16 protein-coding genes are annotated in these 12,278 nt (G+C 62.9%); 3 read left to right on the plus strand and 13 right to left on the minus strand.

From position 1 onward, the window contains the following. Positions 1 to 62: 62 nt before the first annotated feature. The 9 genes from flgJ to flgB form a co-directional block, all read right to left on the minus strand. Positions 63 to 1,025 (minus strand): flagellar assembly peptidoglycan hydrolase FlgJ, encoded by a 963-nt coding sequence (gene flgJ / locus CAP2UW1_RS18945; RefSeq protein WP_015768232.1) that lies wholly within the window; start codon positions 1,023 to 1,025, stop codon positions 63 to 65. 31 nt (positions 1,026 to 1,056) lie between these two features. Continuing rightward, positions 1,057 to 2,115 carry a flagellar basal body P-ring protein FlgI gene (locus CAP2UW1_RS18950; protein WP_041568724.1) on the minus strand — a complete coding sequence of 353 codons (1,059 nt, stop codon included), beginning with the start codon at positions 2,113 to 2,115 and terminating at the stop codon, positions 1,057 to 1,059. Between the two features lie 102 nt (positions 2,116 to 2,217). After that, entirely contained in the window at positions 2,218 to 2,907 is a 690-nt protein-coding gene (locus CAP2UW1_RS18955) for a flagellar basal body L-ring protein FlgH (RefSeq protein WP_015768234.1), read from the minus strand. Positions 2,908 to 2,914: 7 nt separating this feature from the next. After that, positions 2,915 to 3,697 (minus strand): flagellar basal-body rod protein FlgG, encoded by a 783-nt coding sequence (gene flgG / locus CAP2UW1_RS18960; RefSeq protein ID WP_015768235.1) that lies wholly within the window; start codon positions 3,695 to 3,697, stop codon positions 2,915 to 2,917. Positions 3,698 to 3,713: 16 nt separating this feature from the next. Then, complete coding sequence (locus CAP2UW1_RS18965; RefSeq protein ID WP_015768236.1) at positions 3,714 to 4,463, minus strand: flagellar basal body rod protein FlgF; 750 nt, start codon at positions 4,461 to 4,463, stop codon at positions 3,714 to 3,716. 35 nt (positions 4,464 to 4,498) lie between these two features. Next, on the minus strand, positions 4,499 to 5,752 hold the full coding sequence (flgE, locus tag CAP2UW1_RS18970; protein WP_015768237.1) for a flagellar hook protein FlgE: 1,254 nt from the start codon (positions 5,750 to 5,752) through the stop codon (positions 4,499 to 4,501). Positions 5,753 to 5,766: 14 nt separating this feature from the next. Then, positions 5,767 to 6,444, minus strand: coding sequence for a flagellar hook assembly protein FlgD (locus CAP2UW1_RS18975; RefSeq protein WP_015768238.1), 678 nt, complete (start codon positions 6,442 to 6,444; stop codon positions 5,767 to 5,769). A gap of 20 nt (positions 6,445 to 6,464) precedes the next feature. Beyond that, the gene (gene flgC, locus CAP2UW1_RS18980) at positions 6,465 to 6,869 is read right to left on the minus strand and encodes a flagellar basal body rod protein FlgC (protein ID WP_015768239.1); all 405 of its coding nucleotides are present in this window, start codon (positions 6,867 to 6,869) and stop codon (positions 6,465 to 6,467) included. A gap of 2 nt (positions 6,870 to 6,871) precedes the next feature. Beyond that, positions 6,872 to 7,282 (minus strand): flagellar basal body rod protein FlgB, encoded by a 411-nt coding sequence (flgB, locus tag CAP2UW1_RS18985; protein WP_015768240.1) that lies wholly within the window; start codon positions 7,280 to 7,282, stop codon positions 6,872 to 6,874. A gap of 258 nt (positions 7,283 to 7,540) precedes the next feature. On the opposite strand from flgB, the gene flgA reads away from it, so the two are divergent. The 3 genes from flgA to CAP2UW1_RS19000 all read left to right on the plus strand — a co-directional run bounded on the left by flgA (position 7,541) and on the right by CAP2UW1_RS19000 (position 9,109). Further along, positions 7,541 to 8,245 carry a flagellar basal body P-ring formation chaperone FlgA gene (flgA, locus tag CAP2UW1_RS18990; RefSeq protein WP_015768241.1) on the plus strand — a complete coding sequence of 235 codons (705 nt, stop codon included), beginning with the start codon at positions 7,541 to 7,543 and terminating at the stop codon, positions 8,243 to 8,245. A 91-nt stretch (positions 8,246 to 8,336) separates the two neighbouring features. After that, positions 8,337 to 8,618 (plus strand): flagellar biosynthesis anti-sigma factor FlgM, encoded by a 282-nt coding sequence (gene flgM / locus CAP2UW1_RS18995; protein WP_015768242.1) that lies wholly within the window; start codon positions 8,337 to 8,339, stop codon positions 8,616 to 8,618. A 14-nt stretch (positions 8,619 to 8,632) separates the two neighbouring features. Next, positions 8,633 to 9,109 carry a flagella synthesis protein FlgN gene (locus CAP2UW1_RS19000; protein ID WP_015768243.1) on the plus strand — a complete coding sequence of 159 codons (477 nt, stop codon included), beginning with the start codon at positions 8,633 to 8,635 and terminating at the stop codon, positions 9,107 to 9,109. A gap of 6 nt (positions 9,110 to 9,115) precedes the next feature. Here the strand turns inward: CAP2UW1_RS19000 and motD are convergent, their stop codons facing one another. From motD to CAP2UW1_RS19020, 4 genes are read right to left on the minus strand one after another with little or no spacing between them, the layout of a single operon-like run. Then, positions 9,116 to 9,946, minus strand: coding sequence for a flagellar motor protein MotD (gene motD, locus CAP2UW1_RS19005; protein ID WP_015768244.1), 831 nt, complete (start codon positions 9,944 to 9,946; stop codon positions 9,116 to 9,118). Positions 9,947 to 9,949: 3 nt separating this feature from the next. Next, positions 9,950 to 10,690 (minus strand): flagellar motor protein, encoded by a 741-nt coding sequence (locus CAP2UW1_RS19010; protein WP_041567924.1) that lies wholly within the window; start codon positions 10,688 to 10,690, stop codon positions 9,950 to 9,952. Further along, the gene (locus tag CAP2UW1_RS19015) at positions 10,683 to 11,429 is read right to left on the minus strand and encodes an RNA polymerase sigma factor FliA (RefSeq protein WP_015768246.1); all 747 of its coding nucleotides are present in this window, start codon (positions 11,427 to 11,429) and stop codon (positions 10,683 to 10,685) included. Before CAP2UW1_RS19015 ends, CAP2UW1_RS19010 begins: the two co-directional genes overlap by 8 nt. Positions 11,430 to 11,446: 17 nt before the next feature. Beyond that, the gene (locus CAP2UW1_RS19020) at positions 11,447 to 12,262 is read right to left on the minus strand and encodes a MinD/ParA family ATP-binding protein (RefSeq protein ID WP_291912828.1); all 816 of its coding nucleotides are present in this window, start codon (positions 12,260 to 12,262) and stop codon (positions 11,447 to 11,449) included. Positions 12,263 to 12,278: the final 16 nt, after the last annotated feature.

The following is a 12,278-nucleotide window of genomic DNA, read 5'->3' on the forward strand; positions in this document are numbered from 1 at the left end:
TTTGCGATTAATCGGTAAACGGTCGCTCGGCGCAGATCTTTAGTCGCTGCGGCGGGCGCGCATCAAACCACGGCCAGCGCCTGCCGCAGCGTTGGTCCGCCAATGATGCGAACCAGCTTGTCGGCGTACATCGGGTCAGTGGCGTAGCCTGCCTGCTGCAGCGAGCGCGCGAATTGCAGGCCATCCTGCTGGCCGATGACGCCGGAGAAACGTGGTTTGCTGCTGAGAAGCGTCGCATAGTCGCGAAACGCCTCGGCGTAGGAGCCATAGACACGGAATTTCGCGCGTTCGCTTTGCGCCACTCCATTGACGAACTCGGTAGTCTGCACCTCGGCAGTCGGTCCCGACCAGCCACGCCCGGCCTTGATGCCAAACAGATTGTAGCTGGGCGAACCATCAGCCGTCCTGATCTCCCGTTTTCCCCAGCCACTCTCGAGGGCCGAGTGGGCGACCAGGAAATGTGGCGGCACACCGGTCATCGCTGCCGCCTCGACGGCGTGCGGCCAGACACGGTCGACGAAGGCCCGCGCGCCGGGCAAGGGGGCGGCCGTGTTCGCGGCCCCGCCCGTTGGTGCCGCCTGGTTCACCGCCGGCTCGGCAAGCACGCGCTGACCGCCGGGTCGCGCCGGACCGGAGACGGCAGGCGCCGCGTAACGCGTCAGCAGCGACTGCCGCAAGCTGTCCAGTGACGCATTCCCGGCGAGTTCGCTACCAGGGCTGATCTGTGCCGCCATCTGCTTCTCGATCAGCTTGGCAAAGCCCAGCGGGGCCTGCACGGCGAGATTCTGCGCCAGTTGCTGATCGCCTATGGTGGTGAAGAAACGGCTCTCCTGACTGTCCAGGAGACCATCGCTCGGCGTTGCGTCTCGCATGCTCTTCAGCATCAAGTGCAGCAGCATGCCTTCGAACTGCTGCGCCGCCTGCTTGAGGCCGGCTTGTGGATCTTGTCGAAGCTTGACGCGCAGATCCGCGGCGGCGGCCGGATCGAGAACCAGGCGATTGTTGACGGCGTCGGTGGATTTCATGGGCTGCCTCGCGCTGTTGGGGGCCGCTGGCTCAGATGATCTCGAGGTCTGCGCGCAGAGCGCCGGCGGCCTTCATCGATTGCAGGATGGAGAGCAAATCCTGCGGTCCGGCACCCAATGCATTGATGGCCTTGACCACGTCGGAGAGCTTGACCCCGGCCTTCAACTGGAGTAGCGATCCACCCCCCTGCTTGATGTCGATCTCGCTCTGCGTCGTGGTCACCGTCTGTCCGCCAGCCAGCGGATTCGGTTGGCTCACCTTCTGCTCGGTGTTGACCACCACCGACAGATTGCCATGTGCAACTGCACAGGACTCGATCGTCACCGTCTGGTTCATGACCACCGAACCCGTACGCGGATTGATGATCACCTTGGCGACGGACTTGGCCGGGAGCACGTCCAGGTTTTCGAGCCGCCCCAGGAAGGCGACGCGGCGATCGTTCTCCTCAGGCGCGACAACTCGAACCACCCGCCCGTCGACGGCCTGTGCCGTTCCCGGACCCATCTCGCGGTTGATCACGTCGACTACCCGCTGGGTCGTACCGAAGTCGGTTGTCGCCATCTCGTAGTGGATGAAGGGACCCTGACCCAGCGCGGTCGGCACTTCGCGCTCTACAGTGGCACCTCCGATCACGCGGCCTGCGGAAAGATGATTGATCGCGACCTTGCTGCCCGCTCCAGAAGCACCAGCGCCGCCAACCAGCAGGCTGCCCTGCGCCTGCGCGTAGATCTGGCCGTCGGCGCCTTTCAGCGGTGTCATCACCAGTGTGCCGCCGCGCAGACTCTTCGCGTTGCCCATCGACGAGACGGTGACGTCGATCTGCTGCCCGATTCTGGCGAAGGGCGGCAGGCTGGCCGTCACCATCACCGCCGCCACGTTCTTGAGCTGCAGGGACTGGGTCGTCGCCAGCGTCGTGCCAAGCTGGGCCAGCATGTTGATGATGCTCTGCTGGGTAAACGGCGTCTGGGTCGTCTGGTCGCCGGTACCATCGAGACCAAAGACGAGGCCATAGCCGACCAGCTGGTTGTTGCGGACCCCCTGCACGGAAGCCAGATCCTTGATCCGTTCGGCCCACGCCGAAGCGCTCATCAGGGCGAGGATCAGGGCGAGGATCAGACCGGGACGCCCGGCCGCTCGCCGAAGTCCCGCGACAGCCTGACCGTTGATGATCTGTGGCACGTGCCGTTCTCCTCAAAAAGGCAGGAAGGTAAGGAAGAAGCGCGCCAGCCAGCCCATCACCTGCGCTTCGCTGATGGTACCGCTTTCCTTGTACTCGATACGGGCATCCGCGATCTGCGACGAGGCCACCGTGTTGGCAGCGTTGACAAAGTAGGGATTGACAACGCCCGACAAGCGGATGTATTCCTGCCCGTGACCAATCGCCACTTGTTTCTCGCCGGAAACGAGCAGATTGCCGTTGGGCAGCACCTCGATCACGGTCACCGTGATCGTGCCGGTAAACACATTATTGGCGGCCGCATCGCCCTTGCCACTGGCGACGTTGCTGCTGTTGGCCTTCAGTTCTCCACCCTGGAACGACTTGCCGGGGAAACCAACGATCGGTCCGGCCGCGGCACTGATGCTGCCGGTCTTGCTGACGGCGGTGTTGGACTTGGTCGCCGCCGAGGTGTTCTCGGTAATCGTCACCGTGATCGTATCGCCCACGTAACGCGCCCGTCGGTCTTCGAAGAGGGTCCGCGAGGCGCCAGCCTGGTAGATGCTGCCGGTCGCGGCGAGACTGGCGGCCAGTGTCTCGGGCCGGTACTGGGGCCGCGCGGTCATCGGCTGATGCACGTTGGTGGGTGGCACGGTCGTACATGCCGCCAAGAGGAGCAGTGCAGGCAGCAGCAGCTTGCCGAGGATTGAACGGCGACGCATCATCGGCCCCTTATAGTTGGGTCAGACGCGCCAGCATCTGGTCCGAGGTGCTGACCACCTTGGCGTTGAGCTCGTAGGCACGCTGCGTCTGGATCATCAGCACCAACTCCTGCGCCACATTGACGTTGGAGGCCTCGACGTAGTTCTGCACGACGACGCCGGAACCATTCGTTCCGGGGGTGTTCGGGGTCGCCGTGCCACTTGACGCGGTCTCCAGATAGAGGTTCTCGCCGACGCTCTGCAGCCCACCGTTGTTGACGAAGGTGGCCACCTGTATGGTCCCGATCTGTACCGGTGCCGTCGTCGTCGGCAGTGTGATGCTGACGACGCCATCGGTTGCCACGGTCACCGTCAAAGCTTGCGCAGGAATGGTGATCGCCGGCTGCAGGGGATAGCCATTGGCGGTGACGATCTGCCCCTGGTTGTCCTTCTGGAATGACCCATCGCGCGTATAGGCGGTCGTCCCGTCCGGCAGCAGCACCTGAAAGAAACCCGCACCGTCGATGGCCATGTCGAGAGCGTTGCCAGTCTGCTGCAGCGAGCCCTGCGTGAAGATGCGCCCCGTAGACACCGGCGTCACCCCGAGGCCGATCTGCAGACCATCCGGGATCTGCGTCGTCTGCGACGACTGGGCTCCCGGCTGGCGCAAGGTCTGATAGAGGAGATCGGCGAAGATGCCGCGCGCCTGCTTGAAGCCGTTGGTGCTGACGTTGGCCAGATTATTGGCAATGATGTCAATCTGCACCTGTTGCGCGGTGAGACCGGTACTGGCCGTCCATAGCGAGCGGATCATGCGGTTATCGTCTCCATCAGCGGTTCATCGTCAACAGTTGGGTAGCTGCGCGTGCGTTACCATCGGCCGTCTGCAGCATCTTGATCTGCATTTCGAACTGGCGCGCCAGACTGATCATGCGGACCATCGCGTCCACCGAATTGACGTTGCTCCCCTCGAGGGCTTCCGGAGCCAGCGTGACGGTCTCGTCGGCGACGGCCGGCACACCGTCTCGGGTGCGGAACAGTCCGTCGTCCCCACGTACCAGATCGCTTTCCGGCGGATTGACCAGCTTGATCCTGCCGACGACATTGACGTTGTTGATTGCTCCCGCCCCGAGGCGCGGAATCGCCGAGACCGTCCCATCTGCAGCGATCGCGATATTGTTGTCGGGCGGCAGCGCAATTGGCCCACCCTCACCCAGCACGTCAAGGCCGGAACTGGTCTGCAGCACACCATTCGCATCGGCCTTGAGGTTGCCGGCACGTGTGTACGCCTCGCGACCGTCCGGCCCCTGCACGGCGATCCAGCCCTGTCCGCGGACCGCCACGTCGAGCGGTCTGCCCGTGCTCGTCAGCGCGCCCTCCTGAAAGACGTTGGCCACCGACGCGTCGACGGCAAAGGCTCGTGTCGCCAGCCCGGAGCCGAGGATCGGCACGGCGCGAAACCTGTTTTCCATCGCGCGGTAACCGACGGTCGTGGCATTGGCCAGGTTCTGCGCCACGCCGGCCTGCAGGAGCAGGCCCTGTTTGGCGCCGCTCATGGCAGTGTAGATCAGGCGATCCATACGGCCTCCAGGCGCCTCTCAATCGGCCACACCAACTAGCGCAGGTTGACCAGGGTCTGCAAGACCTGATCCTGGGTCTTGATCGTCTGGGCGTTGGCCTGATAATTGCGCTGAGCGGTAATCATGTCGACGAGTTCCTTGGTCAGGTCGACGTTCGAATCCTCAATCGCGGAGGACTGGATGACACCCCGGCTTCCTGACCCCGGCGCGGCGACCAGTTCAGGACCCGATGCCGACGACGAACTCCACTGATTGTTGCCGAGATTCTTCAGGCCATTCGGATCGGCAAACGTGGCGAGAACCACCTGCCCGAGGTTGCGCGTCTGGCCATTGCTGTAACGCCCCTGAATGATACCGTCGCTGCCGACACCCATTCCCGTGAGGCTGCCCGCGCTGTAACCTCCCTGCGTCAGGCGGTCGACGCTCGACTCGCTGCCGTACTGTGTTGTTCCCGTATAGTCGAGAAGCCCTGGCGACCACGGCGTCACCGCCCCACTGGTCAGGGCCCAGGTTGGTAGCGTCTGCTTGGCTGACGCCGCCGTCAGTGCACCCGAGGTATCGAAGATCAGATTCCCGCCAGGCAGTACCTGGGGATCCGCTCCATCAAGTGTTGCCCAGACCGTCCATTCCCCACCCGGCGGGTCGGTAGGCGCATTGAGGATGTAGAAAGTCGTCAGGTTGTGGGCAACGCCCAGCGTGTCGTACACCGAGGTGGCGGTGGAGAAATTGTACGTGTCAGGATTGGCGAAGTTGAACGGCGTAATCGGCGGAACCTTGTCCCGAGAGTCGAGATTGAGCACCGCCGTGAGGTTTCCCGACAGCGGATCGCTCGTCGCCCGCGGGGGAATCTGATTGGCAGACAGTTGCAGTTCCACGGGACTGGAAGGTGAGATGGCTCCCAGCGCATCGGCTGGGTATCCAGTCAGGCGAAGGTTGAGGTCGTTGATCACGTACCCCTCTTTGTCAATGTGAAACTGACCGTTGCGGGTATACGTGATGGCCCCATCGTCGCTCATGCGAAAGAAACCGCCGCCGTTGAGTGCCAGATCGAGGCCATTGTTGGTTGTCGTCAGGTTACCCTGGGTGAACTGCTGCTGGATCGACGAAACGCCCACGCCGATCCCGACCTGGGAGGCACCGACGATACCCAGCGAAGACGCGAAGACATCCGCAAAATGCGCGTTCGCGCCCTTGAAACCGACCGTGCTGGCGTTGGCCACATTGTTGCCGATCACGTTCAGCGCCGTCGCCGCGGCGCTGAGGCCGCTCAAACCCTGTTGGAAACTCATGCCTGCCCCTATCCCTAGAGAATCTGCTGCACCTTGTCGAAATCCACTCTACCCAGCACACCGAGGTCAAGCTGGAACTGATTCTTGTCTCTTACCAAAGCAGAAACCGTGCCAACCTGAAGTGTCTCGGCCGGCACCTTGTCACCACCGCGCACGGCGTTGACCACGAAACTGTACTTGCCGTCAGGCACCGCCGCGCCGGAATCGCTCTTGCCATCCCAGACGAAACTGAAGTTGCCCGCCTCATGCCCGCCCAGTTCCTGACTCTGCACTACCCTGCCCGCCGCATCCATGATCGACAGCTTGACACTGTCGGCGGGCCCGCCGAGATTCACACCGCCGCTCGCCCTGCCGCCAGTCAAAGCGAGCTGCGAACCTGCCACGAGGACGCTCTTGCCGAGCAGCCCCGCCGCCTGCATCGACTGCCCGTCGTTGAAGGTGTTGAGCAAAGTCTCGAGCGTCGTGTTCAGTTTCTCGATTCCGGTCACGGTACTGATCTGCGAGATCTGGCTGGTGACTGCGGCGTTATCCAGCGGGTTGAGTGGATCCTGATTCTTGAGCTGTGTCACCAGTAGCTTGAGGAAGCGGTTCTGCACTTCCTCACTGGTCGACATCGCGTCGCTCGCGCCAGATTTGCTGTTGAGCAAGGCGAAAACGTCGCTGGCTGAAGAGGTTGCTCCTACGGTTGCCATGAGTCGCTCCTTGAGTATGCCTACTGGCCAAGCGTCAGCGTCTTGAGCAGCAGTTGCTTGGCGGTGTTCATCACTTCGACGTTGGTCTGGTACGAACGAGAGGCCGAGATCATGTTGGTCATCTCGTCCACCACATTGACGTTGGGCATCGTCACGTACCCTCGGTCGTCGGCCGCCGGGTTGCGCGGGTCATACACCCGCCGCCCCGGACTACTGTCCTCAACGACCTGCTTGACCCGTACGCCTTCTGCGGCAGGACTGCCCATCGGGGTGGCGACAAACACCACCTGCTTGGCGCGATACGGCTTGCCGTCTGAACCGACCACGCTGTCGGCGTTCGCAAGATTGCTGGCCACCGCGTTGAGGCGCAGCGACTGCGCGGTCAGAGCGCTGCCGGCGACCTGAAAGGCGTTGAGAATGCTCACCGCTATTGCCCCTGCAGTGCCGTCAGCATCGTTCGGATCTGCGCGGTGAGAAACGTCGTTCCCGTCTCGTAGAAGAACGCATTCTCAGCGAACTGTGCGCGTTCGACGTCCATCTCGACGCTGTTGCCATCGGCACTGGCTTGCGCAGGCTGACGATACTTCAGGGCTATCTGCCCCAACTCTGCGTCACCCGGCAGATGGCCTGCGGCGGTGGTGGCAAGTGTCAGCCCGCATTGGCCCTGACTCCGGCCGCTGACCGCATTCTGCAGCGCCGCTGCGAAATCGAAATCCCGCGCCCGGTAATTCGGCGTATCGGCGTTGGCAATGTTCGCCGCCAACACCTGCTGGCGATGGGCACGAAGCGTCAACGCCTGTTGCTGGAACGACAACGCGCTGTCAAGCATGCTGACCATGGGGACCTCACCTGCAGTTCGGATGTGCGATACCGAAGCAATTGGCGTGCCACACCCAGAAAACAGCTTCCGGCAAGCCTTCGGTCGCAAATCGCCAGCGCGCAGGGCCGTCACTTGCCGGATTGCCGGCAAATCTTGCCGGGCGGCCGACAGTCCAGCTCGTCGCCCGACCAAGGTCCCCGGTCTGGCCGCTGCCTGCAACGAGCGAAGCGGGCCGGCAGTCTTCGCGATGGGACCGCAATCAGGCAGAATGCGAGGATGAGTACTCGAAACCGGATCAGCCCCCTGAGCAAACTCCCGCACCTGCTCTGTGCGCTGCTGGCAGCCGTCACCCACAGCGCTGTTGCCGAACCATCCCTGGCCGTGGCTTTGGATCAGTACCTGACCAGCCAGACCCAGGGCTTGCCGGGCAAGGTAAGTTACAGCGTCGGCCCGCTCGACCAGTTCGCCAAACGCGGACCGTGCAGCGCCTTCGAGCCGTTCCTGCCTGTCGGCAGCCGGCTGTGGGGAAAGACGACCGTCGGCATCCGCTGCCTGGGCCCGACTCCGTGGACCGTGTATGTGCCCGTACAGGTCAGGGTCGCCGGAACCTACCTGCTCACCGCACGCCAACTCACCGCCGGCCAGATCGTCGCCGACAGCGACGTGCTCATGCAGGGCGGAGACCTCGGGGCCCTGCCGGCGGGCGTCCTGACCGACCCGGCACAGGCGAGAGGCAAGACAGTGCGGAGCAGCGTCGCCGCAGGCCAGCCATTGCGGGGCGATCTGCTGATCGCTCCGTGGTCCGTTCAGCAAGGGCAAAGCGTCAAACTGGTGTCGACAGGTACCGGCTTCACCGTCAGCAACGAGGGCAAGGCCTTGAACAACGCCTCCGAGGGCCAGGTGGCACAAGTTCGCACGGCTTCCGGACAGGTCGTCAGCGGTGTCGCGCGGGGCCTGGGCATCGTTGAGGTGACGTACTGACGCGCATTCCGTCGGGCGGCAAAAAAATGCTAAAGTTCCTCTGCTGCATGCCGATACAGAGATTGAGTACAAACGTTGAAGGGGCACAACCGTGAAGATCGAAAGCACAACCAGCACTGCCAGCACGATCGGTGAGGCGCGCCCACGCACGACCGTCGCCAAACCGGCGGCTGGCGCTGCCGCAGAGGTTCATCTGAGTGAGCTTGCCGCGCAATTGCAGGGCAGCGGGGATGTCGCGTCTTTCGACGCTGCCCGCGTTTCGGAAATCAAGCAGGCGATCGCCGAAGGTCGCTTCACGATCAATCCCGAGGCAATCGCTGACCGCCTGATCAGTTCGGCCAGCGAACTCGTCGATTCTCAGCGGCAAGCCTGATTCCCGGAAGCCGGATGGCCGCAGCAACCCTCGAGTTGGTGCACGCAGTCGAAGCCGAAGTCACTGCGGTACAGCGTTTTCTCGCTCTCCTCGAACTCGAACAGGACCTGCTGGTCAAGGGCGAGGTCGATGAACTCATTGACCTTGCACGCCAGAAAAACGAGCTCGCTGCACAGATCACGGCGCTCGGCAGTGGGCGCACCGAGGCGCTCGCCGCCGCCGGCTTGCCAGCGGATCGACGCGGAATCGACGCCTGGTTGGCAGTTCACCCCTCGGAAACCCGGGCCCGGGATGCCTGGAACTTGCTGATGTCGCTTGCCGGCCAAGCACACGAGGTCAATCGTGCAAATGGCGAACTCATCCAGATCCGCATGCAGCACAACGCGCAGGCGCTGGAAGCACTGCTCGGCAGCAACGCCTCGCTCACTCTTTACGGCCCGGACGGGCAAAACACCCCAGCTAGCGGTCGCCGCATCAGCGACAGCGCGTAGCCCAGTCTACCGCGGAGAAGCTGCAGCTGCCTCCCCGCCTGCAGCGCGCGCTTCGCCGGGCACGCCGGCCTGACCCTGGAGATTGACCTCGGTGCCCTTCTCCGGAATAGCCGAGTCGATCAGAATGCTGACCCGCCGGTTGCGTGCCCGCCCGTCAGCCAGCAGATTGGGCTCCACCGGCCGGGTGTCGGCGTAGCCGATCGCCGTCAGGCGTCCAGCAGCAATCCCCGCATCCGCAAAGAGGCGCAGTACCGTGGTCGCGCGCACTGCCGAGAGTTCCCAGTTCGAAGGGAATTGCGTATTCTTGATCGGGACGTTGTCCGTATGTCCCTCAATGGTGATCGGGAAGTCTGCGGCGACGAGCACCTCCGCCACCGACTGCATGGCCTTGATGAGCTGTGGCTGAAGCACGGCCTGCCCCGGCGAGAACAGGATGCTGTCGTTGATCTCGATGGTGACGCCGCGACTGGTTTCGAGCACACGCACCTTCCCCTGCTCGATGAGCGGCGCCATGACTTCAAGAATCTCCTTGGCGACATTGCGCATCTTCTCGCGCTGCTTCTGCTTGACTGCTTCCTGCGCCTTGCTCGCCAGACTCGCCTTGGTCACCGAAGCGGGCGTCGGCACGACCATCGGGGTTTGCCCGGAGCTGTTGACCGGAACGTTGCGGAAGGCGCTGACCATGGAACTGCTGAGAATCCGGTACTTGCCCTCATTGACAGAAGAAAGCGCGTACATCACAACGAAGAAGGCAAACAGAAGGGTGATGAAATCCGCATACGAGACGAGCCAGCGCTCGTGGTTGTCATGCTCCTCTGCGCGCTTTCGACGTGCCATCGATTAGAAGATATAACCCCGGAGACGACTCTCGATGATCCGTGGGTTGTCGCCGTTGGCGATACCCACCAGCCCGTCGACAATCATCTCGCGCTGCACGACGAGGCGATTGATGTGCGTCTTCAGCTTGTTGGCCATCGGCAGATAGACCAGATTGGCCAAGCCCACGCCATAGATCGTCGCCACAAACGCGACCGCGATGCCGGCACCGAGTTTCGACGGATCGGAGAGGTTCTCCATCACGTGGATCAATCCCATGACGGCGCCGAGAATGCCGATGGTCGGCGAATATCCCCCTGCGGCTTCCCAGATTCTTGCCGACAGCTTCATTTCCTCTTCGAAGGTGCTGATCTCGACCTCGAGAACCTCCCGCAGCCTTTCCGGCTCAGCCCCATCCACCAGCAGTTGCAGGCCCTTGCGGATGAACTCGTCCTTCAGCTCGTTGACGATCGCGTCGAGGGCCAGCAGGCCCTCGCGGCGCGACACCTGACTCCAGCTGGAAACCTGCTGAATCAGCTGCAGGTGATTGACGACCGGGGGATACCAGACCCACTTCACCATCCGCATGCCGCGCACGAAAGTGGCATACGGGCTCTGCAACATGACTGCGCCAAGGGTACCGCCAACGACGATCAGCAACGCCGTCGGCTGCGACAGTGATCCGACATGGCCGCCCTCGAGGAGCTGGCCACCAACGATGGCCAGAAAGCCGATGAGCAGCCCAAGCACGCTGATCCTATCCATGGGTCTCGCGTTTCGCCTTCTTCTCTTGATCAGCGCCAAACAAGCGGGCCCGCAGCCGCAGCACGACCTGACTGTGCAACTGGCAGACGCGTGATTCCGTGACCCCCATCACCTCGCCGATCTCGCGCATGTTGAGGTCCTGCTCGTAATAGAGCGCCATCAGCAACCTCTCACGCTCCGGCAGGCCATCGATCGCCTGCACCAACAAGCGGCGGAAGGTCTCCTCCTCGAGCAGTTTGGAAGGATCGGCATCGGCGTCGACGAGATGCCGCTCGAGGAAATCCTCGCCGCGCTCGGCAACCATGTCTTCGAGATAGACGAGTTGATGACCCCGCGCATCCTGCAGCATCTTCTGATAGTCGGCAAGCGCCATCCCCAGCGAATCCGCGAGCTCCTTCTCGGTTGGCGCACGGCCATGTTCCTGTTCGAGTCGGGCAATGGCAACCTCGATTCGCCGACAATCGCTCCGCAGGCTGCGCGGCAACCAGTCGTTCTCACGCAGGCCGTCAAGCATCGCACCGCGCACTCTTTGCGCCGCATAGGCTTCGAACTGCGCGCCCATCGTCGCCTCGAAGCGGCTGATGGCGTCAAGCAGCCCGAGCATTCCATTCTGAATCAGGTCGTCAACCTGGACGCTGGCCGGCAGGCGAGCCATCAGATGGCAGGCGATGCGCTTGACCAGCGGAACGAAGTGCTGGACCAGCTGATCCCTGTTGAGCTGACCAGCAGCGTTATACATTCGTATGGGTGTGGCTATCAGGCGTAGATAGCGGTCGGATCTATGTGTTGGCTCAAGTGTAGCAGTTGTTGCATGAAATGTTCGAGCCCACCGACATCGTCGTCGGCCGTTGGCCAGCCCAGCAGATCGGTGGCTAGCGCCTGATAGGCCTGCGCTGCCGGCGAATCCGGAAACAACCCGGCAACCGGCTGGCACAGCCTTGAGGCATGGCGCAGATGCTCGTCGATCGGCACGCAGCCCGCGTAGTCCAGACGGGCAAGGCCGCGGCTGCGGGCCACCTGTGCCATGTTGTCATGTATCGCCTTCGCCTCGACGCTGGCCCGGGCCTTGTTCACCAGGAGGCGGAAGTGTCTGCGCGAATAGCCCAGGCTGACCTTCTTGATGAGCGCGTAGGCTTCGGTGATTGCCGCAACGTTGGGTTCGACGACGACAACGGTCTCGTGTGTGGCAAGACCGAGCGGCGAGAAACCCAGTGGATGATCAGGCGACGCGTCGACCAGGACGACATCGGCCGGCCGCCCGATGTCGCTGAGACAGTCGAGCAGGATCCGCTGCTGGCTGGCGTCCAACCGGGCGAGTTGCCTGACAGCGCGCACCGCCGGCAAGAGACTGATCCGTGGCGCCAGCGAGACGATCACTTCCGCCAGCGATCGCTCGCGGTCAATCACCTCCTGCAAATCACCGCAAGCGACAACGCCAAAGCAGGCGGCGATGTTGTCATCGGCGTTCTCATCGAGCACCAGGACTTCCCGACCCTGAGCAGCCAGCGCCGCGGCCAGGTTGGCCACCGTCACGCTCTTGCCGACGCCGATACTGCCCGCGGCAAAGGTCACGATAGGTACTCTCGGA

The organism is Candidatus Accumulibacter phosphatis (assembly GCF_000024165.1).
In the GTDB taxonomy this organism is placed as follows: domain Bacteria; phylum Pseudomonadota; class Gammaproteobacteria; order Burkholderiales; family Rhodocyclaceae; genus Accumulibacter; species Accumulibacter phosphatis.